This is a genomic window from Marinifilum sp. RC60d5, assembly GCF_052400665.1.
GTDB lineage: Bacteria > Bacteroidota > Bacteroidia > Bacteroidales > Marinifilaceae > JBQTGK01.
In genome coordinates, this window is the sequence record NZ_JBQTGK010000005.1 from 164558 (window position 1) to 190290 (window position 25733).

The 25733-nt window shown below is 35.4% G+C and carries 17 protein-coding genes, 2 tRNA genes and 1 CRISPR repeat array; of the genes, 5 read left to right on the forward strand and 14 right to left on the reverse strand.

All coding sequences use genetic code 11. The features are described 5' to 3' along the window. The 6 genes from ACT3CE_RS13470 to ACT3CE_RS13495 all read right to left on the reverse strand — a co-directional run bounded on the left by ACT3CE_RS13470 (position 1) and on the right by ACT3CE_RS13495 (position 8012). Positions 1–2610: a YfhO family protein gene (locus tag ACT3CE_RS13470; protein ID WP_444710290.1), complete on the reverse strand. Its 2610-nt coding sequence runs from the start codon at positions 2608–2610 to the stop codon at positions 1–3. 204 nt (positions 2611–2814) lie between these two features. Then, positions 2815–4044, reverse strand: coding sequence for a hypothetical protein (locus ACT3CE_RS13475; RefSeq protein ID WP_444710291.1), 1230 nt, complete (start codon positions 4042–4044; stop codon positions 2815–2817). Positions 4045–4154: 110 nt separating this feature from the next. Beyond that, on the reverse strand, positions 4155–5546 hold the full coding sequence (locus ACT3CE_RS13480; RefSeq protein ID WP_444710292.1) for a PQQ-dependent sugar dehydrogenase: 1392 nt from the start codon (positions 5544–5546) through the stop codon (positions 4155–4157). Positions 5547–5691: 145 nt separating this feature from the next. Next, complete coding sequence (locus ACT3CE_RS13485) at positions 5692–6027, reverse strand: hypothetical protein (RefSeq protein WP_444710293.1); 336 nt, start codon at positions 6025–6027, stop codon at positions 5692–5694. Positions 6028–6048: 21 nt separating this feature from the next. Continuing rightward, positions 6049–7602, reverse strand: coding sequence for a glycine--tRNA ligase (locus ACT3CE_RS13490; RefSeq protein ID WP_444710294.1), 1554 nt, complete (start codon positions 7600–7602; stop codon positions 6049–6051). A gap of 164 nt (positions 7603–7766) precedes the next feature. Then, positions 7767–8012: a hypothetical protein gene (locus ACT3CE_RS13495; protein WP_444710295.1), complete on the reverse strand. Its 246-nt coding sequence runs from the start codon at positions 8010–8012 to the stop codon at positions 7767–7769. A gap of 316 nt (positions 8013–8328) precedes the next feature. Between ACT3CE_RS13495 and ACT3CE_RS13500 the strand changes: the two genes are divergently transcribed. From ACT3CE_RS13500 to ACT3CE_RS13515, 4 genes are read left to right on the forward strand one after another with little or no spacing between them, the layout of a single operon-like run. Next, positions 8329–9339: a hypothetical protein gene (locus tag ACT3CE_RS13500; RefSeq protein WP_444710296.1), complete on the forward strand. Its 1011-nt coding sequence runs from the start codon at positions 8329–8331 to the stop codon at positions 9337–9339. A 6-nt stretch (positions 9340–9345) separates the two neighbouring features. Continuing rightward, the gene (locus tag ACT3CE_RS13505) at positions 9346–9753 is read left to right on the forward strand and encodes a hypothetical protein (protein ID WP_444710297.1); all 408 of its coding nucleotides are present in this window, start codon (positions 9346–9348) and stop codon (positions 9751–9753) included. Between the two features lie 37 nt (positions 9754–9790). Beyond that, positions 9791–10501 carry a hypothetical protein gene (locus tag ACT3CE_RS13510; RefSeq protein WP_444710298.1) on the forward strand — a complete coding sequence of 237 codons (711 nt, stop codon included), beginning with the start codon at positions 9791–9793 and terminating at the stop codon, positions 10499–10501. Between the two features lie 16 nt (positions 10502–10517). Further along, positions 10518–10892, forward strand: a complete 375-nt coding sequence (locus tag ACT3CE_RS13515; RefSeq protein ID WP_444710299.1) for a hypothetical protein — start codon at positions 10518–10520, stop codon at positions 10890–10892. Between the two features lie 782 nt (positions 10893–11674). On the opposite strand, the gene ACT3CE_RS13520 is transcribed toward ACT3CE_RS13515, so the two are convergent. From ACT3CE_RS13520 to ACT3CE_RS13540, 5 genes are all read right to left on the reverse strand, one after another. After that, entirely contained in the window at positions 11675–13159 is a 1485-nt protein-coding gene (locus tag ACT3CE_RS13520; RefSeq protein WP_444710300.1) for a DUF5723 family protein, read from the reverse strand. Between the two features lie 18 nt (positions 13160–13177). Then, entirely contained in the window at positions 13178–14839 is a 1662-nt protein-coding gene (locus tag ACT3CE_RS13525) for a hypothetical protein (protein WP_444710301.1), read from the reverse strand. A 168-nt stretch (positions 14840–15007) separates the two neighbouring features. Then, the gene (locus tag ACT3CE_RS13530) at positions 15008–17758 is read right to left on the reverse strand and encodes a DUF3352 domain-containing protein (RefSeq protein WP_444710302.1); all 2751 of its coding nucleotides are present in this window, start codon (positions 17756–17758) and stop codon (positions 15008–15010) included. Positions 17759–18029: 271 nt separating this feature from the next. Further along, positions 18030–19562, reverse strand: a complete 1533-nt coding sequence (gene amaB, locus ACT3CE_RS13535) for an L-piperidine-6-carboxylate dehydrogenase (RefSeq protein WP_444710303.1) — start codon at positions 19560–19562, stop codon at positions 18030–18032. Between the two features lie 210 nt (positions 19563–19772). Continuing rightward, entirely contained in the window at positions 19773–20768 is a 996-nt protein-coding gene (locus ACT3CE_RS13540; RefSeq protein ID WP_444710304.1) for a dihydroorotate dehydrogenase-like protein, read from the reverse strand. 335 nt (positions 20769–21103) lie between these two features. Here ACT3CE_RS13540 and ACT3CE_RS13545 point away from each other — a divergent pair. Next, positions 21104–21185: transfer RNA gene (locus ACT3CE_RS13545), tRNA-Leu, on the forward strand. Between the two features lie 141 nt (positions 21186–21326). On the opposite strand, the gene ACT3CE_RS13550 is transcribed toward ACT3CE_RS13545, so the two are convergent. The 3 genes from ACT3CE_RS13550 to cas1b form a co-directional block, all read right to left on the reverse strand. Further along, positions 21327–21399: transfer RNA gene (locus ACT3CE_RS13550), tRNA-Lys, on the reverse strand. 621 nt (positions 21400–22020) lie between these two features. After that, a CRISPR array of direct repeats spans positions 22021–24241; the repeat unit is 30 nt; unit sequence ATTTCAATTCCAGTATGGTGCGATTGAGAG. A gap of 221 nt (positions 24242–24462) precedes the next feature. Then, positions 24463–24729 (reverse strand): CRISPR-associated endonuclease Cas2, encoded by a 267-nt coding sequence (gene cas2, locus ACT3CE_RS13555; protein WP_444710305.1) that lies wholly within the window; start codon positions 24727–24729, stop codon positions 24463–24465. Beyond that, on the reverse strand, positions 24729–25733 hold the full coding sequence (gene cas1b, locus ACT3CE_RS13560; protein ID WP_444710306.1) for a type I-B CRISPR-associated endonuclease Cas1b: 1005 nt from the start codon (positions 25731–25733) through the stop codon (positions 24729–24731). The genes cas2 and cas1b overlap by 1 nt, the downstream gene beginning before the upstream one ends.

A 25733-nucleotide genomic window follows, 5' to 3' on the forward strand; every position in this document is an offset into this window, starting at 1 on the left:
TTAATTCTTTTCTTTTCGGATTTCTTTTACTCCAAATACAATTCCACCAGCAACAAGCAAGAAGAAGAGAATCATACTTGCCAACGATATTTTCTCGCCTACAAAATAACCTTTAGGTTCAAATTTGAATTCTACTTTATGTTTTCCGGCCGGTAATTTCATAGCTCGAAGCACGTAATTCGCTCTAAAATGAGGACTTAACTTGCCATCGACATAAGCATTCCATCCTGGCTGGTAATACATTTCTGAAAAAACAGCAAGTTGCTCAGATTTAGACATGTAATTGTAGCTAATTGCATTGGGCGAGTATTTTACCATCTGAATGCTAGCGGTCGAATCAGCAGTAATATTGAGTCCTGCCAACTGATCTTTAAAGCGAACATCAACAATAGCTTCTTTTGCAGGATCAAAATCGTTTAACATCAGAATTTCTTCATTGGCATCTTTTACTAGTTTGTACGAATTAACCAACCACGCATTTCCCAAGGCATCGGGATTAACTACAGCCTCCAAGCCTTTTTCTCCCTGATTGATTATGTATCGGGTATTTAGCATGTTAAGAACTTTCGCATTGTCTTTTTCGATATAGTAATCGTACAATTCCTGTATGCGGCGTAGCTTGGCGCCATGGTATCCACCAATAGATTTGTGGAAATAGGAGGTTCGTGCATTCTGAAAAGGCGATCCGGCCTGCTCGTAAACCCTGTAATTGGTATTGTAAGTGATCGCCCACAATTGAGCAGCAACTTTTTCGTAATCGCTGGCTTTTCGATTTGCGCGGGTATAATTTGTTTGTGCTTGTTGAGCAATCTCTTTTAATTCCGGATGATTATTTAATTCGGTTTGCAGAATTTGATAATCGGCCATATTAGGCGAATAAGCAAGCTTTAAATCTTTTTTGTCAACAAAATTATCGTTAGTTGTAAAACGTTTGTTTATCGGATATAAATCTACTGCAACAAGAATAATTACTGCAGGAATTAGAAATTTCGTTTGTAAGTACTTTTTCGAATAAGCCAGAAGTAAAGCAATTCCAATGGCAATAAATAGAAGACTGCGCAGAGCATCAGCCTTAAAAATATCAATACGGGCATTTATTAAATCGTTTTGTATTTGCGTGATAAAAGCTAAAGCATTTGGGTTTGATGATTTGATCTGACTAAAGTAATTTTGCTCCATATCACTCAAGAAATCGAGTCCCATTGTAGGAACTAAATAGAGAAGTAATGCCAGTCCTGCAGTTAAAACCGAAGGTAATACCAGTACATTTATCTTGAAGGATGAAATAGAAATTTTCTTTTTCAGGATTTCCGGTTCATCGATAATTTTCTTGAGAGTTAATATGGCCAGTAAAGGAACGCAGAGTTCCACAATTATCAGGATAGAAGAAACTGCTCTAAATTTATTGTAAAGAGGAATATAGTCGAAAAATAATCCTGTTAAAGCCTGAAAATTATGTCCCCAGGCGAGCATAATAGCTAAAATGGTAGCTGTAAGTAATCCCCATTTTAATCTGCCGGCAAGAATAAATAATCCCAGTATAAATAGGAACAATATAAAAGCACCTACATAAACAGGACCAACGGTAAAAGGTTGATTTCCCCAATAATGATGATTGTCGACTTGTTTTAAACTATAGTAATCGGCTACACTTTTCATTTGTCCGTTGCCAATATAGTTTAGAATTTGCATTCCCTCTTGTGGGGAACCGCCTCCGCCTTTAACGTTAGGAATTAGCAGGCTTAATGTTTCCTGAATTCCATAACTCCACTGAGTTCCATAATCTTTATCAACACCAGTAGTTTGGTTGTTTTTATCGCCTAAAGAAAGTTCCGATTTACCACGAATAGTCGATTTTGTGTAGTCGTAAGCATTATATAAATTGGTAAAATTAACACCTAGCGCTATTATCGATGCAATTGCTAATATGCCAATAGATTTGAAAAAATGCTTTAGATTTTTCTGTTTTAGTTGATAGTAAAATTCAAATACAAGCAAGCAAATAACCATTATCACGAAATAATAAGTCATTTGTATGTGATTTGAGTACAGTTCCATAATGAGGAAGAATGTGGCTAATAAGCCGCCCCAAAGATATTTTCCTCTAAAAACCAGTAATATCCCGGCAAGGGCAGGAGGGATAAAGGCCAGTGCATTTACTTTCCACAAATGACCTGCGCCAATAATAATTACAAAGTAAGTGGAAAAAGCATAGGCAATTGCTCCGGCTATGGAAAGCCATGGATTTACCCGCAAACTAATTAAAAGTATGTAAAAGCCAATCATGTATAAAAAGAGATATTTTACAGGATCGGGCGTGTAAAGTTCCATCATTTTTTTGAAGGTAGACATGTCTTTTGCACGATAAGCTACATTAATGTGGTAAGATGGCATGCCTCCGAACATGGAGTTGGTCCACAGAGCATTATCGCCTGTTTTTGCCCGATAATCAATGATCTCTTTTTTTGCCCCCCAGGCATTTATCGAGTCTCCTTTTTTTAATACTTTCCCTTCCAGAGCTGGCTGAAAATATAGGAATCCAATAATTAGGAAGACAATGATAGAAACCAAATGTGGTAATGCAGACTTAAATATCGACTTAAAATTCATTTTTTAATTGTGAATTAGGAGTTACAAATTACGGTTTAGCACTTACAAAATTAACTTGTTCTCAATGGCTATTGAGATGGTTGTTCGTAATTTTCTAATTAAGGCTCTAAAATACAAAAAGCACAGAACAATTTTGCTCTGTGCTTCACTTAATATTTTTTTAGTGCCTTACGTACTTAAAGTGCCTAGGGTTTAAAGTTGGATTTACTTCAAGTATTTTTTCATATTTAACATGTTCTTGTAGGTTCGACCTGTGTATTGATCCAGCCAATTGTAGAATACTTCAATTTCTTTTTTATCAGCTTTAGCTTCACGCCATTTTTTAAGATGAATTTCTGTGTTTTTAAAGATTTTCTCTTCTGCTTTTTCCAGCTGTTGAATGATTCCAGTTTTTTCGGCATTAATTAATTCTGAAATTTTCAAATATTTGTATCCGGCAGAACGAGAGATAGGGTAGCACTTGCTTTTTAATTCTAAAGCCATTGCATTTAAAATGCAGTTCTTTTTTCCTTTTGCACTTAAAACTTTGGGTAAATTTTTTCCGCCTTTTACCCAAATGGGTAATGCTATTGAGGTATTTGGGAATCCAATCTGAGTCCAGATGGTAGACATATCCTTAGCTTCATCTTTTTTTACTCCTTCAATCATAATCATCGATGAGGAACCGTGGCGGGTTATTAAATCGCCGGAATTAACAAAGTTATCACCGTAAGGAACTGTTTCAAATTCTTTTCTAAAATCACGTTTTAAAACAGGGTGCTTTAAACATCTCGAGAAGTTTTGAATTACGGTTTTTGCACTCATATCGCCGCAAGCATCGGCCTGGTAAAAAATATCCTGTGCTGTCTGGAAACGGATAAATCCATAGCCAATGTCTTTTTTGCCTGTAAACGAATAGTTTGTTCTAAGAATATAACCATTTGGGGCCTGTGCCGGATTGTTGGCATCGAATTTTGTAAATGTTTGGTTGTTTACTTCGTAGAATGCAACGTTTCCATCGGCATCTAATACGCCAAAGTGTGCAGCTAAACCCATAGGTTTTTTCCGTTTTTTTAGCAATTGTTCAAATTCTTCTAGGTTTGCACATTTTTGAAGTGCTTCTTTCATGAATTTTCCTTCCTGATCTTTAAAAGAAGTGGTATCCTTCATGTTCACATTGAAAGATGCAGAATTCATAATGGCAAATCCTACCGAATTGGAACCACCCCAAACTTGTTCTCCTTTTTCATCATTGGAATTTATCATTCCGATGTATGGATATTTTCCATCGGTGAAGTATTTCATTTTGTTTTCGAAACTTTCGGTATCGCGAAGTTTCCAGATTATTGGACGACCATTTTTTGTGTATTTTCCCGAAATAACAGCAGTTGTGCAGGCATAGGATTGCCAGATAGATACTACCATTATTAGTAGCAGACTGAGTAGATTTTTCATTAGTTAGAGTGTGATTTAGTGTAATTGTTTTTAAGTGGCACTAATGTAATTATTAATTGTGAAAAGTAAATTAACTGCAGGAATGATTTACGAACGTTCATTTACTGTTTTTAATTATCAACAGGAATTAGTTTTAGTATTTTTCCCGGAAATTCAATCGCAACATAAATATAGCCATCAGGACTGACTTCTACATTTCTTATACGCCCTATGTTTTCCAATAATTGTTCTTGATGAATTATATTTTCTCCATCTACTACACTACGATTAAGATGTGAAAAACGGAGCGAGCCACTTAGAATGTTATTTTTCCATGCCGGATAACGATCGCTTTTTACGAAAGTCATACCACAAGGAGCAATAGATGGTGTCCAGTGTATTACGGGTTGTTCCATTCCTGCCATAATTGTATCACTTGTAATAATGGTTCCGTTGTAGTTAATACCATAAGAAACTCTTGGCCAGCCATAATTGGCACCTTTTCGAATAATATTTATTTCATCGCCACCTTTTGGCCCATGTTCGTGCGACCATATTTGTTTGGTTTCGGGATGCATTACCAATCCCTGCGGATTTCGGTTGCCATAAGTATAAATTGACGACATTGCATTTTTATTATTAACAAATGGATTTGTGCTTGGAATCCTGCCATCATCTAGAATTCGATGAATTTTTCCACAGTGATTGTCTAATTTTTGTGCATTGTTCCTATTTCCTCTGTCGCCCACCGAAAAGAAAAGGTAGCCATCTTTATCGAACTCTAATCTACATCCATAATGATGTTTGGTATTGAAATCTGGTTCTGCTTTAAAAATTATTTCTTGATTTGTTAATGTATTTCCAGATAATTTTGCTCGCATAATAGCAGTATTACTACCTTTATTTCCTTCCTTATTAGAATAAGCTGAATAGGAGAAGTAGATCCATCCGTTCTCTTTGTATTTGGGATGCAGTTCGATGTCCAATAATCCTCCCTGACCACCTGATTTTATTGGTGGTAATCCTTTTATTGGTGCTGATAGTTTTCCTCTCGAAAAGCGGTACAAATATCCCGAACGTTCTGTGATTAATAAATCTCCGTTAGGCAAAAATTCTAATCCCCAGGGAGATTCTAAACCGCTGACAATAGTATCAACTCTAAATTTTTGTACTTCAGACTCATGAATTTTAGAAGAAGAAGCAATTTGTTCTTTTAACTTTTCATCTTTAGATAATTCAATAACATAATCGGTTAGAGCATATAATTCTTTATCCGTAAATCCTTTTTCAAAAGCTGGCATTCCTAATTCGGGTTGTCCGAATTTTATACTTCTAAATATATCTTCGAGAGAATTACCAAATTGCCAATTCCGATTAACAAAAGAGGAGCGATTGTTATGATGGCATCCGGCACAATACTCTTCATATTGTGCTTTGGTGTCCTGTTTTTGAGGAAAAGCTTTTTTTACAAACAAAAATTGCGACAATCCTAAGAAAAGGAGGGATAGAAAAAATAATTTCATAATATCGTGTGTTAAACAAGTATTGATTAGTAGCAAGTTACAAAAAGTAATGCGCTAAAACGATATTTTTCAATCACTTTTCCAGATGAAATTTGGCTTGATTTTCGATAACAGATAATCTACATCATAAGCAAATCAATAATAATTATTTTCTGTCTTCTCTAAAACGATATTCTTCACGCACTTTCTGAATGATATCAGTATCAATTTCAGCAATAATTACATCTTCATGTTCCTTAAGAATAGTAGGAGAGATATTGTAATCAATCCAGAGCGGACAGAATATTGGATTGCCATATTCATTTCCTGCTCGGTTTAAACTCAGCATATAAATTTGATTATCGAGTGCACGAGTAATTACAAAATGTTGCCAGCTTGGAAAACTGTTATCCCTGTAAAAGGCAACCGGATGAAGTAAAAAATCGATATTATGCTGGAATGCTAATCCAAAAAAAAGGCCATCCTCAATGAGAATGGCCATTACTATATCTGTAAGAAAAGATTATTTCAATTGCTTGAATAATTTTTTCATGCTTACTTCATTTTCGATAATATCATGCAATTTAGAAATCTCAACACGTTCTTGAGCCATGGTATCGCGATGACGAATGGTAACCGTGTTGTCTTCTAAAGATTGATGATCGACAGTTACACAGAAAGGAGTACCAATAGCATCCTGACGACGGTAACGTTTACCAATTGAATCTTTCTCGTCGTACTGACAGTTGAAATCGAATTTCAAGTCGCTGATGATATCACGAGCTTTATCTGGAAGACCATCTTTTTTTGTTAATGGCATAACACAAAGCTTAACCGGCGCTAGAGCAAGAGGCAAACGAAGAACTACACGCTCATCTACCTTACCATCTTCTTTCTCGATTTTTTCTTCCTGATATGCTTCTGACATAATTTGTAAGAACATACGATCTACCCCAATCGAAGTCTCTACTACATAAGGAACGTAGCTTTTGTTTAGTTCTGGATCGAAATATTGAATTTTCTTACCTGAGAATTCCTGATGTTGTTTCAAATCGAAATCGGTACGAGAGTGAATTCCTTCAACCTCCTTAAACCCGAATGGAAATTTAAATTCCACATCGGTAGCCGCGTTGGCATAATGAGCCAATTTATCGTGATCGTGGAAACGGTACTTGCTATCTTCAAAACCCAAAGCCTTGTGCCAGCTCATACGAGTTTCTTTCCATTTGTCAAACCATTTCATTTCATCGCCCGGACGAACAAAAAATTGAAGCTCCATTTGCTCGAATTCACGCATACGGAAAATGAACTGACGAGCAACAATTTCGTTACGGAATGCTTTACCAATTTGTGCAATCCCGAAAGGAATTTTCATACGACCTGTTTTTTGAACATTCAGGTAGTTTACAAAAATACCCTGTGCAGTTTCCGGACGAAGATAGATTTTGCTACTTCCATCCGATGTAGAACCCATATCGGTAGAGAACATCAGGTTAAACTGACGAACATCGGTCCAATTTTTAGATCCTGAAATAGGACAAGCAATCTCATTATCAACAATGATCTGCTTCAACTCATCTAAATCATTTTTGTCCAAAGCATCAACAAAACGCTTGTGAACAGCATCCATCTTTTCTTTGTTAGCCAATACACGAGGATTGGTTTCGCGGAACTGAGCTTCGTCGAAACTCTCGCCAAACTTCTTTTTCGCTTTGGCAACTTCCTTGTCCATTTTTCCTTCGTACTTTGCCATTAAATCCTCAATTAAAACATCAGCACGGTAACGTTTCTTGGAATCTTTGTTATCAATCAATGGATCATTAAAAGCATCAACGTGGCCCGAAGCTTTCCAAATGGTTGGATGCATAAAAATTGCAGAATCAATACCCACTACATTTTCGTGTAGTTTTACCATTGAATCCCACCAGTATTTTTTAATGTTGTTTTTCAATTCAACGCCCAATTGTGCGTAATCGTAAACTGCACTTAAACCATCATAAATTTCTGATGATTGAAATACGAATCCGTATTCTTTACAATGAGCTACCAGTTTTTTGAAAACATCTTCCTGAGCCATAAATCTTATATTTTGAGTTTATTTAAAAATTTTGGATTGATATTTAGGCCTTTTCCGTTGAAAATCAATCTGCCCAAATAATAAATGAAAAGCAAAAATACAAAAAAATGCCAATTAACAATCTTGTAAATCGGCAAATTAATAATCTTATTAGATGAATTTATTTATTCATCTACCTCTTCAAAATCTACATAATCGCCAATATCTTTTTTGTTGGGATTGGTTTTCTTATCAAAGGACTTGTCGATTGTTACTTCGCCTTCTTTTTTTGTGTTTTGTTGCTGTTGTTTGGCTTGTTCCTGCATTTTGTCGAAGGTTTTTTTGACTAAAACAGGGAACAATGCTTTAAAAACTAGCTTGAGCAGATAATAAATGCCGACAACAATAATAATAAACTTTATAAATGCCATATTCTAATACTTTTGGAAAGCAAAGATAAGCATTTCATTTTTTTGGGGGCTGTTCTACAGCAATTGCTTTTGGGCGTTCCCTTCGGTCGGGCTTTTCGTTGCAAGTCCTTGCTCATTCTTCGCTGTGGGCTTTTCACTCCAATCTCTAAGTCAAGTTAAAGTTTTGTTAATTAAGCACAAACTTCTTTAAGTAGTAATAGTCTAAAGATAAATATTTTGAAGAGTTGTATAGTTTTCATAAATTTGAATCTCGTAAATTATGTTATAATGGAATGATCAATTAAACAAGAAGTTTTCCTAAAATCAAAATTTAGCCATGGATCATCAACTTTACAATACCATACAAGAACTCGGCAGAAGCATACAGTCGGCTCAGGAAGATGCAAAAAGACAGTGTACAAGTTCAAATGTAAACCCGCAAAATGCATTTCAATCGGCACTCAACTACACAATGCAGCAGTATGTACACAATATGCATACCTACCTAAATATCGATCGGGTACTCGGTTTCCCCATTCAACCAATGGGGTACAGTAGCGAAAGCGAAGTCTCCGATCGAGGCGTAAAAATTCGTGTTGCTCTGTATCATTATCCGCCGGTAAAACCAATGATCATAGAAGCACCCGAAATGATTTTGGAATTGCGAGCAATAGTAGATAAAGATGGGCAAATGAGGTATCATTTTACGAATCGCTTTTCCAATCCAGAAGATTTGAAAGCACTGGGTAAAAACTTACCCGAGGGGGCATGCCTTGTTTTAAACGAAAATGGATCGCTAAGTGTTGAATATATAGAAGAGCCATTTCTGAAACCTTCAGAGGGAAGTTTCTTTTCAGTAACTGGTGAGGATACATCTAGTGGAGGGATAACAGGCAGAGATGTCTTAGGTGGAGCTTTTACAATGGAAGGTGCATACAGTACATTGTTGCATAATCATACGAGTTATAAAACAACTAATGGATTAACAAAAAATATCTATAAGGCAAATGGACGGATTAGATCGGCTAGAGCACGAGGTTATGCAAATGCATCAAAAACTTTGAAATATGTTGGAGAAGTAGGAAATGTTGTAACCACAGGAATGTCTTATTATGATATTGCCAAAGGAGATTCACAACCGATTACTTATGTTGATGCTGGGGTTGGAACAATGGGTATATTAGCTTCTGGAGTATCTTATTTTTACGGTGTACAAATACCTGTAGTTGGAGAAGTTGTTGCGATTTATGGGACGCTTAGATTGACTTGGGATGTATCTTTTAATTTGGGTATACATTATGGTCCGAGTACTTGGTATGGTGATAATGATTATAAATGGTTTGAGTAACAACTTATGAGGAATATTTATTATATGATATGGTCTGATGCAATTATAAGTTTTAAGAAGCATCAGCCAGATAGAACGAATTGGAAATTTACTTTATTTGTATATATTACTTGGATACACGCATTAAATTGGTGGATCATCTTTATTTGGTTAAAATATTTTGATGTACTGAATATCCCACTCATAACAATAGATGTTTTCATAAGTGATATGATAAATAAATTTGTTGCATTTACTATCATGTTTGCATTGCCTTTTGGTGTTTTGAATTATTTCTTAGTATTCCATAATAATCGATACAAGAAAATAATTCAGAAATATAGAGATGTTAAATTAAGATACGCTCCTATTTATTCATTTACAATTGCATTGGGGGCTTTTATTACAGCAGTATTGTACGGGCTTCTTACTTAAAAAGTAAAATAAATATTTGTGTAAGCTTTAAAGCTATATGATCTTGGAATTACGGGCAACAGTGGATACCAATGGCAGAATGGAGTATCAACTTTCTAATTATTTTGCCAACCCTGAGGATTTAAAAGCATTAGCACCACATTTGCCGGAAGGGAGCTGTTTAATTTTGTTGGAAGATGGATCATTAAGTGTTGAGGAAATTGAAGAAGGAGGTGTTGGATTTTCAGAAGGATTTTCTGAACCGAATTATTCCATGTGTGGAGACCCAACGCAGTCTATTGGTAGTGAGAATACTCAGAATAATACTTTTGATTGGGGAGGTGCTACTGGTGTAGGAATGACAGGTGCTGGCATTCTTGGTGACAGGATACATAATGTAATGCTAGATAGAGGTAAATATTTACCACGAACTTGTAAAACTCTGTTGGGAAAACCTTATGGAATTAGAAAGACTGGTGAAATAGTATTACGATCAAGAATCGCCAATTTAGCCATTAATGCTAAGTATCTAAATTACGCTCGTGTTGGAGGAAAGGCTTTAGGTGTAGTTGGTGCTGCGGCATCTATTGTTCCTGCTGGTTATGATGTAATAACAAGTCCATCCGCGGGTAATGTTACCAGTCTGGCTGTTAAAACTATTGCTGTAGGAGTTGCCTTTATTCCTGTTGTTGGATGGGGAGTGGCATTAGGAATCGGAGTTGCCGACGCAGTCTGGGGGGATCAATTATATAACTGGATAGATGAATAAGTTTAATTATAAAAAAATGGATTACATATTTTATAAGCTTTATAGGGTGTCACAAAGATCGTCAATTCCGGAGATTGCTGGTTTATTGGCCGAACTTATTTTTACAATTTGTTTGTCTTTTAATGTTTTGTCTTTTATTGTTTTATTAAATAAGATGAGTATTATTGAATATTACCCATCAAAGTCAAGTTTTATTCTTATTTCAGTAGGAATATTTATTATAACAAGTATGCTTTTTTTTATTAATTCACGTTATAAGCATATTGTTGAAAAGTATAAAATAGAAAGTGACATGGCAAGATCCATAGGAAATCTATTTGTAGGTGTATATGTGGTTTTATCATTTGCTTTTCTGTTGGTGATAGCATTTTATAGACCAGAAATTTTTTAGAAAGAGTAATGAGTGAGATGGTTTCAAATTGGAATGTTAGCCATGGCATATGTCTTGATAAGTGCTATTATTTGGCTTTGGTGTTTTGTTTTGGATTATACTTATTTATTGTCTTCTGTTGTTTGTATTTTCATTTTTAATGATGGAAGTAAGCTATGGTAACCCTAAAATGCATGTGTTTTAAAGAATGCCTATTATTTCTTTTGTTGTTTTTAGAATGTTTTATCTTTTCTTCAAAAAAATTTATAAAAGAGACCCTGAAAATACAGCTTGGGTGTTTCAGAAAAAATCTATCCAAGATGTGATATTTTCAATGTTATTTTGGTTGCTGGGTGTTGGGTTGCCATTTTTCTTAGTCATGTTATAAACTTTATAATACCATACAAGAACTCGGTAGGAGCATATAGTTTGTTCAGGAAGATGCGAAAAGGTATGGCCAAGAAGTGTGTTTCCGATCGCGGGCTAATTCGAGTGGCCATCCATCATTATCCGCCGGTAAAACCAATGATTATTGAAGTACCCGAAATAATCTTGGAATTATGAGACACAGTAGATTCAAATGACCGAATGGAATACCAACTTTCCAATTACTTTGCCAACCCTGAGGATTTGAAAGCCTTGGCTCCACATCTGCCGGAAGGGAACTGTTTAATTTGCTTTATTCAGTGTTGAGGCAGAAGAAGCATGTGAGGATATAGAAAAAAAGGACTACCCCGCAAGATAGTCCCTGAATTTTGAATTGATGTACTTACTCCATTTTAGGAGTTGTATAAATTTACGCTTTATTTTTTTAAAGGCCTTTTTTTACGTTTTCTTTCTTTTTTTAATTCATCCTCGAAAGAGCAGGAATTTCTAAGAACCGTTTTGTCTTTACAACCAAATAGAAAGTTAATTCCGAATCGGAAATTGGCTACTTGTGCACTATTTGGTTTAAAGGCTGCCATAATATTATCGCTTATGGCATAAAATTGTACCGGTCCGGCTTTAGCTGCTAATCCGAAACCAATGTTGTTGTACGAATTGTTTGTTGCTGTGTAGCTTAAGCTAGTGCTTAGGTTTTTAAAAAATCGTGCGTTTGCCGATAAACTTAAGGAAGATTGTACTTTCCCATTAAATATTTCGGTTCGGGTTAAGGCGCCTAAGTTAACTTTCTCTGAAATTTGATGTGTTCCGCCCAGATAAATTTTTGTTGGAAGCGCAACAGAATACGATCCAGATAGGTCGCTAACTCTGAATTCATCTGCAATATCGTCTGAAAGATCTTCGAATACATCTTCAATTTCTTCATAATTCGGATCGTTAGAGTTTCCCGATTGAGACCAGTCTGTACCATCGTAGGTAAATTGACCATCCTGAACAAATTCATACCCATCCGATTTCCAGTTAATAGCTCCCATATCCAGAATACTTGCATATAATATGGTTTTCTCATCCATTTGATAAGTCATACCTAGATCTATGGCAAATCCTTTATTTTGGGTATTCAGGAAAAAATCTGCATCGTAATCGTCGCTGTTAAAGTTAATGTCATCGACATATCCATCGCTGTCGTAACTAATTTGGTTAATAGGGACAGAAGCTCTTAAGCGATGTTGCGAATTAAGAATAATTTGGTCGCCCGAAGCCGATGTGAACACCGACATATCTGAATCTTCCATATGCATATTGGCTACTCCAAACAGCATTTTTCCTTTTACACCAACAGTCCATTTGTCGTTAACTTTTTTTGAAACTCCCAGGGCAATTTCATGATAATAAGATGCATCAACTCCAAGTCCACCCCAATTGGAGGTTTTTCCTCGGTAATTGTAATTACCATTTTTTAAAAATGAAATCATCTCTTTGTCGAAACTAAAGCGCGAATCTTCTTTTTCGATAATATCGAGAGTGAAATAGTAATCTTTTGCTTTAATACCCAGGGCAAAGAGAGTTAGTTCAGTTTGCTGAGAAACAAAGTTGGTGGTTTTTAGGGCATCGTGAAAACTGTTAACATCTACAACCAGCGAATCCGATTGAATTCCAGTTCCATCGGTAATTACATCCTTATAAGCAAAGCTGCTATTGCTATAATTAAAATAGATGGAGCTAAGAGCCGGAAATCCCACAAAAACTTTACATTCGGGGCGAATTGCCGGATTAAGCTGATTTGACTGAGGAACATTTTGCATTAAATACAAAGTGTTATTTAGTTTCTGAGATGTGGCAGAAGAGCACAGGAATATTAGTAAAATTCCTGTTATTGATACTTTTGAAAGTAATTTGATCATAATGGAAAAGTAAAAATGCTAGTTGTTTAAATCGAGTTGTGCTTGTACCGAGATTGCAAACTTTAGTTCATAATCTCCTTTTAATATAACCGCTTGTGTTCCATCTCCGCTGGTATTAACACTAGCATTAATAATTAGGTTTTCCGTATTGTTTAAATGTTCTATTTGTGTTTTGCTTAATTTTATTTCGTGACTTATTTCAGCAATGCTGGCGTTGTTAACTTCTCCTTCGTTGGCATGTCCGGCAGGAAATACTTCTGCAGCATCAATAACTTCATTATCAGTAATCGAATCAAGAAAGGTATATGTTTCATCGGTAAGGTAAATTTTATCAATTTTTACGTCAAGCGGATATCCGTTTTCTGCAGTAACAACAATAGCTGCATTTATAATCTTTTCGGCATCATCAATATCAATATCATTAATGGTATCGCGAAGCATTAGGTTGGTGGCTGAAAAATTAAGAGGAATATCAATTTCCAGATCGGCATCGATTCTGGAATTATTACTAACTATATTAGGAGAAGTTGCAATGTCAACCGCATTTGGATTTAGCTGCACAAAACCAGCGTATTCAATTCTATCCGACGGGGGAAGTGCCATAATTTCTACAATATCGGAATTGTATTTGTCGTAAGTAATGGTTTCTTCGTTAGGAGTATCATTAACATCGGCAACTGTTTTTGGGTAGTTAACTGGCTGTATTGGTAATGGGTTTAAAGCCTGATAATCTCCTTGGGTATTGTAGCCAATCATGTTTGCATTAATTTGGAAAGGAATGCCAACCGAATTTCTAAGGTGAACTTTAATTTTAGGGTCGGCAAAAGTGTATTCACCTTCAATATCATCCCAAAAGTCCACATCTAAATCTATATTACCTGATCCGATACTAATATTTTGTGTGCCAAAATCGCCTTGTGCAAGAAGAAAATCTACATTTTCGAAAGTAAGGTTTACATCGATAATTCCACTTCCCGAAATAATTCCACTGGCATTATTTTGAATGGCTATATCAAAATCTAAATCGATAATATTATTGTTCGAATAGGGTTCAGCAAATTTTATATTTAAGTTGTTAAGGTTTAAATTTTCTTCCTGATTTACAGCATTTGCTGCAATGGTGTAGGTTTGATTTACAGAAATACCTGATTGTGTGCAACTTGGCAGGCTAACCGTTAATTCGACCTCTGTATTTAAAGGGTTTGTAAATAGAAACCGAATATTTGTATTGATATCGAGTTCGGACAGGATCACATCTAATTGAGAAGTGTTTATTGTAATATATTTAGCTTGCGAATTAATTACGGGCAAAGAAGCATAAGGTACTCCTGCACTTAAATCGGGTAAGCTAAAGTTTAAATCAATTGGTGCTTGATTTGGAATGTTAATTACCTCGTTAACATCGTATGAGAAGATTTTTTTTTCGGTATGAATAATATGCAGGATTCCTTCAGTATCGAGGAAAATAGACTGATCTTCAGGATTTGTTTCATGTTCGTTTAGTAAATACCATAAGGAGTAGGTTCCATAGCCTACGGGAACAATCATGTTTGGAGTCCAGTCAACGTTTTCCGATAGGCGATCCATGTCGTAATCGTCGGCATCGAAGCAGGATTGTACTGTAATTGCAAGAATTCCTATCATCAGCATAGGAATAATCGATTTGAATTTTACTATCATAGTAGTTTAATTTTATAGTCGTAATTATAAATCGTACCGCATATTTGCATGCAATACCCTAGTAGTGTAACGTAAAATTTTAGGAATTTATTTGCGGGCACAAAAAAACAATAAATCATACAATTTATTATACTAATAGTAATAATATTTTGTTCTTGATTATAAAAATTAGTGTACGGAATAATTTAAAAGGAAGTTTCGGTTGTCTCCAACATACAGGTTAAAAGAATGATTACCAGCTTTTGCAAAGCCAATTGAAAATTCGGTGTTGCCTTTAAGTGGAAATCCGCTGTGATTGTTTCCTTCTGTATCAATCAGGTAAATTTTGTTTTCGTTTTCTACACAAATACCAATTTCGATATTGCGGCGCGAAAATTTATAAACATTAGGGCGATAGCTAATTCCTGAGTCGAATTTTTGTTCCAATTTTTGATTGCCTGAAACATCGTAAATTTTTAGGAAATTATAATCGGCAAATAAGTATTCATTTTTTCCATCGGCATTTAAATCTGTGGCGATAAAATAATGTGCATCAGATAATTCGGTAAACGATTTACTTTCTACTTTACCATTAAAATAGCAGTAGTAAATTATTCCATTGCTGTCTGTTGTAACCAGTCGCTTGTTCGCTTTTTCAAGATAAAAAGGATTGTTTTCCGATTTAGAGAATTGCTTTTTAAGTTTCACTCTTTCTACGCCGCGGCGGTTAAGAATGTACACTCTATATTTATCGGCATAAACAATATAGTCTTTGTTGTTAACTCTAAAATGTTGAATTTCGCAGGTAATTGGATTTTCGGCTTTTGCCGGATTCCAACCACTAATTAATTTACCTTCTTTCGAATAGGCATAAACTTTTTGATCTTTACAGGGAATAAAAAAGCGGTAATTACGGTTTTTATCGTAATCGAAAATAGAAATTCCCCGAACAGCATCCGATTTTAATCTAATGGGGTAGTTTTTCACATAATTTCCATTTCGGTCTAGTAAATGCAAATGATTTTTGGTGGCAAATAAATATTGTAATTTGTTGTTTTTAAAATAATCGATCTGCTCAATTTTACCAATTACTTTCGAATCCAGAGGTTTTTTCCACAGTATTCTTCCTTCGGGATTTAAAAGGTAGAGTTGATTGTTAATGTCCTGAATCATGATTTCATTCTCTTTGGTATAATGATTTTTTACCAAATAGGGTTTATGTCTGAAACAGGTATCCAATCTCGATTCCCAATCGGTTTGAGGTGCCGATTCTAAAACCGGATCGTATTCGATAAACAGGTTGTTGTATATTAAATTACGGTTGGCACTTAGCTGTAATCCTACAGCCTGAAATTTGTTTACACTTTCTTTGTGATTTTTAATTTCGCTTTGCAAATCTTTATTCAAAAAGCTCGAAATAAATCGGTTTGCTTTAGGTGTAACGGTATAGAAAAAGAAGTTTGCTTTGTTCGATAAAAATTCTTTGTTTTCCTGATAACTAAGGTTTGTATCAAGTGTTTTTCCTAAAACTGATTCTTTAATAAAATCCGATAATACATTGATATTGGGTCCCATAAGCATGTAGTTACCAATAAAGGTAAAATAAGCCGATGAGGCATCGGTAAAGAAGCTTCCAAATAGTTTTTCGGGTAATTTATCGTCGGGCAAACGGTAGATATCGAAAGAGGTTTGAGAATCGAGTTTATAGGTTCTTTTGTAATAGTCTAGCGTGCGTTTTTGTTTTTTTGCATATCCTAAAACAGATTTTAGCATTTTCTCTTTGGCAATGCTTGCACTTTTTGTTCTGATAAGTGTAAATCTCTTTTTGGGGTCGCTTTCGAAAAATGCCAATCCTACTTCCTTATAAATGATAGAGAAAATAATTTCTTCGATATCTTCTCCGGTTTTGCTCTTTAGATCGTTTATGTTTTTCTGGTAATCCGAAAGTTTTCCCATCTGATCGAGATACTTACGATATTTTCCTTTGTGCAATAAAGGATCATTAATGCCTAATATTGCCAGCATGCTAACCTGAGATGGTAATATCGATTCCATTTCCATTTTTACTGGTTCTTGTTGTAAAAACAGATTCATTAAATTTCCTTGTTGCGGATCGCTGTAAGTAAATCCATTAAGCAAAACAATTCGGTTTCTAAAGCTTAAATCCAGTTCGGTCCAATTGGCCAAGTTTGTATAATTGCGAATAAACTTAGAATGATCTCTATCGAGCGAAAAAGAAATTTGCTTGGGAAAAGTTTTAAGATTCAGGAAGATATTGGCATCAACATTTTTACCAATTGTTCTTCTGATTTGCTCAAATCCTTTCGATTTAGAAATGGAATTCTCGGTGCTTAACTGTCGAATAGAGTTTTCCAATAGTAGCATAGAATGGCTTCCGATTAGTAATCCTTTCGAAAAGGCAAAATGTAATTCCCGTTCTTTTTCCGATGTTTTGGGAATTGTAAACAGACTTGTATTCTGGTACGTTTTTTCTTTCAGTTCTTTATCTGGTGCAAGCCAATTTTTAATGGAACTAAGAATACCTTTTTCTTCCAGATAATCAGTAATCGGTAAAATGTATAAATACTCAATGTCGCTTTTTCCCTGCAAATGACTGGCCATGGTAAGGCTTCGATCTAAAGATATCGAGTGTTCTGAATTAAAGTTGCCTACAAGACTATCTATAAATTGGAGGTTACTGTTTATTTTTGCGATTTTATCGAAATTGCTTAGTTCTTTCCAGGTTCCTGTGTTGTTTTCCAGTTTGGTAATTAGCTGCTCTAAACTCTCGAATTGAACGATTAATTCTGAATTTACCGGAATTGCCGAGAAAGGATCTATTCCTTTGTATTCCTTTTGTTTTTGAAGGTAAAGGAAACCTAAGACGATGATTGCCAATAGCAATACAATGAAAAAATAGGTAAGAATTTTTTTCAGCATAGTTAAACAGGTTGCATGGTAAAGTGTTGTATCAAAAATAAGAATTTTTACGAGTAGTATTTAAATTTTCTTAACGATTTACGCCTGTTTATTAATTATCTTGAAAAAGCTTGTGTGAGTGGTTTGCAAACTCAAGCAATATTATTTGTTTTTTAAGATGTATTTTAGCTATAATACTGTTTTTAAAGGTTTATAAATTGATTTTTTGTAAGTAAAAGAAAGCCCGATTGTTATCGGGCTTACCTAATGTTATAATTTAAGAAATATGCGTTTATAAATCGAATTTTATTCCTTGAGCTAAAGGTAAATCTTCACCATAATTAATGGTATTGGTTTGTCTTCTCATGTATGTTTTCCAAGCATCGGATCCTGACTCCCGACCACCACCAGTTTCTTTTTCGCCACCAAAAGCGCCGCCAATTTCTGCTCCCGATGTTCCGATGTTTACATTGGCAATTCCACAATCGCTACCAACAGTGGAAATAAAGGTTTGTGCCTCGCGCATGTTCATGGTAAATATCGATGAGGATAATCCCTGAGGGACATTGTTGTGCAGTTCTATTGCTTCTTCCAGAGTTTTATATTTCATGATATACAAAACAGGAACGAAAGATTCATCCTGAACAATTTGCCAATGGTTTTCTACTTCGCAGAAAGTGGGCAGAACGTAGTTTCCTTCTATAACTTTATCGCCAAATACAATTTTACCACCTGCTTTTTTTACTTCGGCAATGGCATTTTTGTAAACATCTACGGCTCCTTCGTCAATAACAGGTCCAACTAAAGTATTTTCGTCAAGCGGATTTCCAATTTTTCCTTCTACTTGCTTATAGGCATTCAAAAGGCGATTTTTTACATCATCGTAAATGCTTTCGTGAATGATTAGGCGTCGGGTAGAGGTGCACCTTTGTCCGGCTGTACCAACCGACCCGAATACAATTCCGGGAATTGCCAAATCCAAATCGGCACTTGGCGCAATAATAATTGCATTGTTACCACCCAATTCGGCAATGGTTCTGCCTAAGCGGGCTCCAACTTTTTCGGCTACACGTTTTCCTATGGCAGTCGATCCGGTTACGGAAATTAGTGGCACCCGTTTGTCTTCGATAAAATTATCGCCCATGACCGACGATTTGGCTACTACCAAATTAAACACTCCTTCGGGTACATTATTCTCTTTTAGTACTTTCTGAATAATTTTATGGCAGGCAATGGCGCTAAGAGGAACTTTGGAACTGGGTTTCCAGATAATAACATCGCCACAAACTGCTGCCAGCATTGCATTCCACGCCCAAACGGCAACCGGAAAATTGAAGGCAGAAATTACACCAACAATTCCCAATGGATGATATTGATCCATCATTTTATGATCGGGACGTTCGGAGTGCATGGTAAATCCGTAAAGCATACGCGATTGTCCAACTGCAAAGTCACAAATGTCTATCATTTCCTGTACTTCGCCTATGCCTTCCTGGTATATTTTTCCCATTTCGAGACTTACGAGTTTTCCCAAATCATCTTTTGCATCGCGCAAAGCATTTCCTATTTGACGAACAATTTCGCCACGTTTAGGAGCCGGAATTTTACGCCATACCTTAAATGCTTCCTGTGCTTTTTCAAGAACTTTTTCGTAATCGTCGGTATTGGCATTTTGTACTTTAGCAATTGGCGAATTATCAATAGGTGAAATCGATTCGGTAACAGCACCTTTGCATTTGAACCATTTTGTGCCGGTACTAACGCCCGCATTTAACTGCTCAATTCCTAATCGTCTAAGTGTATCCTTAACTCCAAAATCTTTCATGATTGTTTGTGCTTTGAGTTTCCAACTGATTCGTGTGAATTGTTGGAAAGTGGTTAAAATCAATGTTTCTACTAGAATATATCAATATAATAAATACAGGTCTTTTTCCCTATGATATTTATCATGTAGACTACTTAGAGGAATGTAAAAACCCGAATCTTTAATTGATTCGGGTTAAAATAATATGAGTTTTGTAGAATAGAATATCTACTAGTGCATAATAAAATTTCTGAAGTTTTTCATAAACTGAACTCGCTCGTAAGCTGCCGGATCGTTAGATTTCGACTGACATATTTTACCCTTAAAGTCTTGAATACTTTCAAAGCCATGTTCTTCCATCCAGGAATATATTTCCTTGGTTAGAATATCTATATAGCCAGGTCCGTTTTTATATAGCACCGAGGCTAGTTGAACCGCATCGGCACCAGCTAAAATTTGCTTAATAATACTTTCGGAAGTATGAATTCCTGTTGTACCGGCAAGTGAGCAGTTAATACGATCGGACATGATACCCACCCATCGCAAAGAATTCTTGTAATCATCGGAGTTAGATAAAACTTGTCCGCTGGTTACGTTAAGTGTATCGATATTAATATCAGGACTATAAAAGCGGTTAAACATTACAATGCCATCCACTTTCATGTCATCTAATCGTTTAATTACGTTTGCCAGATTTGAGTGATAAGGACTAATTTTTAGGGCAACAGGAAGTGCAATTTGTTTTTTTACGGTTGTAAGAACATCAAAATAAATGTGTTCATTTTCATCTCCGGTTCTGTGCATATCGGTAGGAAGCACAAATAAATTTATTTCTAAGGCATCGGCACCTGCTTTTTCTATTTCCTGAGAAAAATAGATCCATTTTTGTGCGCTTACACAGTTAATGCTCGCAATAATAGGAATAGAAACTGCTGCTTTTGCATCTTCAATCAGACGTAGATATTTTCTTAGAATATCTTCATGAGGTTCTTCTTCCATATAGTCGAAAGTCTCGGGATACACATAAGGACGGTTGGTCATGGCGTGCATTTGCTCTTCCATTTCCATTACAATTTCTTCTTCGAAAAGCGATTTAAGAACAATTGCTCCCGCACCATTGGCTTCTAATTCTTTAATTTTTTCAATTGAATCGGTTAAGCCCGAGCTTGCTACGATAATTGGGTTTTTAAGCTCTAAACCCAGATAATTAGTTGTTAATGTAGGCATGTTTTAAAAGTTAAGTTTATGTTTTGTGATTGATATTAGTTTATATTGTGTAATATTTAGACTAAGATAGAAAATCCTAATGTGAATAACTATGATAAAATAGAATGAAAAAGGGAGATTTTGTAATCTAATTGTTGTTTAATGATGATGATTGTAAAGTATTTTTTCTTGTTCTTAGCATCATATGAAATGTTATAAGGTTGTGAAGTTCAGGATATCCTGTGTTTACAGTCTTTCGGCTTACGATAGAAGTAATGATTTTTTTGAAAAAAATGCAGGTTTTGTTTTGCGAGAATGAAACAAAGATCTATATTTGCATCGCATTCAAAAGCAATGCCCAGGTGGCGGAATTGGTAGACGCGCTGGTCTCAAACACCAGTGGGGCAACCCGTGCCGGTTCGATCCCGGCCCTGGGTACACAAAGATCCTTTCGATATTTTCGGAGGGATCTTTTTTTGTACTTCTTATTTTAAATTTCCATGATGATATTTGAATTGATCCCTTATTTCAGGAAGAAACATAAAAAAAGCAGCTTACAGAAGTAAGCTGCTTTTTATGTGACCCCGGTGGGGATCGAACCCACGACCCAATGATTAAGAGTCATTTACTCTACCAACTGAGCTACAAAGTCATCAATTTGTACTGCAAAAATAAGATTTATTTTATTAACTGATTACTTTTCCTGTAAAAATTTTATTATTTTTTTCCTGAAGGGTTTTATTTAAAAGATCTACATTTTGTATCGCATTCGTATCGATTTGACTAATGATAAAGAGTCGGAAAATCAAGAAATTAATATCTGTATGTTCTTAGAGGAAATCTGATTTTCTTACTCTCTTTTTACAAGTAAAGAATTGTAAGATATTGTCCTTACTACATGCAAAATTAAGTCTTAGTGAGTACATGAGATAATGCATTGCTGAAAGTACAGTCCGGGAGAGACTTACCCCTGAAGTTCAGACCTATATTCGAAAATTGTGTGGTTTGGCAATCAATCGCTGCAGTTTTATTGCTTTTAACGATTGGATTGTTTCTAAATAATAGGCGGTTAAGAGACAATGATTTGAAATTTAAATTTATTTAGACTCAAGGAGGAATTAATTCTGATGGGTTGTTAAAATTGGATACGATTTTTTATGTTAATAGAGATGAGAAGGTAATTGAGAGGGTTCAAGAGATAGTAGAACAAGAGAGGTAGAATCTTGTGTAATTAAAAATCAAGCATGAAGCCGTCGCTTAGCGATATTGTCATATTTCAATTCCAGTATGGTGCGATTGAGAGAAACATGTTAAACCAAATTGATAAAGTCTTGAATAGATTTCAATTCCAGTATGGTGCGATTGAGAGATGGTTGCATCATATGAGAAGCAATACAAAACGTAATTTCAATTCCAGTATGGTGCGATTGAGAGGGTTGCGTTACCTTCATATAAATATCAAACTGATGAATTTCAATTCCAGTATGGTGCGATTGAGAGAACATACTCTTCGATCTCGGCAACAGGTCGAAAAGAAATTTCAATTCCAGTATGGTGCGATTGAGAGACTACACTAGCGGCAACTTTAGCGACTGATAATAATACATTTCAATTCCAGTATGGTGCGATTGAGAGGTTTAAGCTTTTGCGCGCTCTCTTTCCAAATTTCATAATTTCAATTCCAGTATGGTGCGATTGAGAGCATCATGAAATATGAATGGCTTATAGTTAGAATAGAAAATTTCAATTCCAGTATGGTGCGATTGAGAGTGAAATCCACAATCAATCAACAAACTCAGTAATTGATTTCAATTCCAGTATGGTGCGATTGAGAGTTATCATCTTCAAAAATAATTTCTGTTTCCTCCTTATTTCAATTCCAGTATGGTGCGATTGAGAGCCTAATGCGTAGCAAGTATCTAGATAGTCTATTTGTTATTTCAATTCCAGTATGGTGCGATTGAGAGTCTCTTTTTTTCACTTACTAAACCGTCATTGTAGATAATTTCAATTCCAGTATGGTGCGATTGAGAGACCTATTTTCCGACTCAAAAATGCTCATTTAATCAGATTTCAATTCCAGTATGGTGCGATTGAGAGTCTTCGACAAACTTGGAACAGAATTCAAAACAAATATTTCAATTCCAGTATGGTGCGATTGAGAGATTCTGAACCTTGCTTATTAATACTATATTGCATACAATTTCAATTCCAGTATGGTGCGATTGAGAGTTCGCGTTCTACATTTCGCTTAGTAACTGCCTTAAAATTTCAATTCCAGTATGGTGCGATTGAGAGACTTTGTGGGTTTACGTCTGAGTTACTATCACCTTTATTTCAATTCCAGTATGGTGCGATTGAGAGTTTAGTTTCTCAGAACAAGAAGTATTTATACTTAGTGAATTTCAATTCCAGTATGGTGCGATTGAGAGAATCGGGCACTTTTCATTTCTACACATCGCTATATCATTTCAATTCCAGTATGGTGCGATTGAGAGAATAAAGTCGGCACACCTTTTAACATCTTTTTAAGGATTTCAATTCCAGTATGGTGCGATTGAGAGAGCGGAAACTGCCCCGCTTTTTTATAGCCATTGTTGTATTTCAATTCCAGTATGGTGCGATTGAGAGATTTAATTTTTGTGTTCTATAACATGCGTTTATGATTATTTCAATTCCAGTATGGTGCGATTGAGAGCAGACACAGGTGAAAGTGTTGATTATCTTGTTAATTATTTCAATTCCAGTATGGTGCGATTGAGAGCATGTTACAAACTGTACCGTGTCTGACTTAAATATATTTCAATTCCAGTATGGTGCGATTGAGAGTTTTTTTCATGAGTAGTTTAGTTTTTGCGGAGGGCGATTTCAATTCCAGTATGGTGCGATTGAGAGTCCACTCGCATGGCTTTCCTGCTTAGGGGTTTGAATATTTCAATTCCAGTATGGTGCGATTGAGAGGTTGGAAATTCTTAATTTGATGGATCGCGAAACTGGATTTCAATTCCAGTATGGTGCGATTGAGAGCCTTAATCGGAGCGTCTTAGCATTGCCTACAACGGACATTTCAATTCCAGTATGGTGCGATTGAGAGTTTTTCGTATTCTTATTATTGCTTTCATTTTCTTGGATATTTCAATTCCAGTATGGTGCGATTGAGAGTTAGAGGTAAAAGTGAAAGAACTGGAGAGTTTGTATTATTTCAATTCCAGTATGGTGCGATTGAGAGTTATTAAAAAATTAATGGTATCATGCCCACCTCAACAATTTCAATTCCAGTATGGTGCGATTGAGAGACCCCCTAATGAATATTTTAGGGTTGGTCTTAGTAGGATTTCAATTCCAGTATGGTGCGATTGAGAGATCTTCCCTAACCCTATCCCAATGTTCCTTATTTTTATTTCAATTCCAGTATGGTGCGATTGAGAGTATTTAAACTTAGCTGCAATTTCATTTTGCTTATGATTTCAATTCCAGTATGGTGCGATTGAGAGTCGATCGACGACTCGAAAAAAATATCTGAAAATCAATTAAATAAGATTTTCAGATTGAGCTTAAACCATAGGCTTAAGTTGTCGATGTGTAAAAGTATAAAATATACGGGGTTTCGACAACATTGTCGAAATAGTTGTTTTTTCAGTATGTCAAAGAACTTAAATAGAGAAATATTATTTTTAGTTAGGAGGGAGAAAGGGCAATATTTCCTTATCGACGACTAAAGAAACAGATCGAGATTATTCTTCTCATGTCCAATTACCTCTTTTTCAAGCCATTTTTGATCTCTGCTTTTAAATAAAATCAAACTATCATGTTCTTCTTCATTCATAATAAATTCTGCTTTCGAAATTAATTCTTTTAATTTTACTTCCGATAGTTCTCCTTCAAAAACAGAGTTTTGAATCCAATTTAAATATTGTCGGCACAATTTTAACATTTTCCCAACTCGTTTTTCGCCCATATCGTACATTAATATTACATACATTACCAGTAAATTTTAAAAGGTTTGTATTCATCCATATTAAGCAGGTGTTTTTGCAATTTATAACATTCCAGTTTTATTAAATGTTTGTAGCTTACGTTTCTGTTTAAACTTCTGTGTTTTATGGTTTCTTCTAATCGTTTTTCAAAAGCTTGAATAAACTTTTTCTTGCCCTTTTCTTTCAGAACAATTTGGTTCAATTTTTCTTCAAAATCACTTTCCTGAATTTCTTTTTTGTTTAAAACCTTAAAAATAACCCGATCGACTAAAAAAGGTTTAAAAACTTCAGATATATCCAAAGCAAGACTAAATCGGCGTTCGCCTGGTTCGTGTAAAAAGCTAATGGTGGGTTCCAGTTGCGTTTTTTGAATGGCACGCAAACATTCAGAATAACACATCATATTGCCAAAAGAAATCAGACTGTTTACAATATTTAAAGGCGGGCGTTTGGTCCGAACTCCCATTTCATGATCGTTGATAATTAAATTGAAAGCATCGTAATAATTTTTTCTAATATTGCCTTCAATTCCCATCAGTTCATCTATTGTTTTTGTGGTAGCAATCTTTTTCCGTAAGGCTTCAATAATTTCAATCACAGGCATTAAATCCTTACCTCGATTATCGTAGTATCTTAAATTTTTAAGCATATTAAACGATGCACCTTCAATAAACATTTGAGCGATTTGTAAGCGTTTCGATTTTTTTAAGTAAGCTTGAGTTTGAGCAATCAGCATTTTGCCCGAAAGTAGTTTGCATTTTGGAGCAAATGATCCAGTATAATTTTCATAATAATCGTAGAAATGCACGGCGATGTCATTTTTTCCCAGAAAATTATAAAGTGCCGAATTGGCATCCAACGATCCCAAAACATACAATTGATCAACATGTTCAACGGGCAAGTAGCGAGGTTTTAAATCATTTCCTTCCACATCAATAGGTGTAAACTTTAGGGTATTGTCTTTCCTCGATAAACGACCAGGGTTGAACAAGTAGTAGGTTTTTTTCAT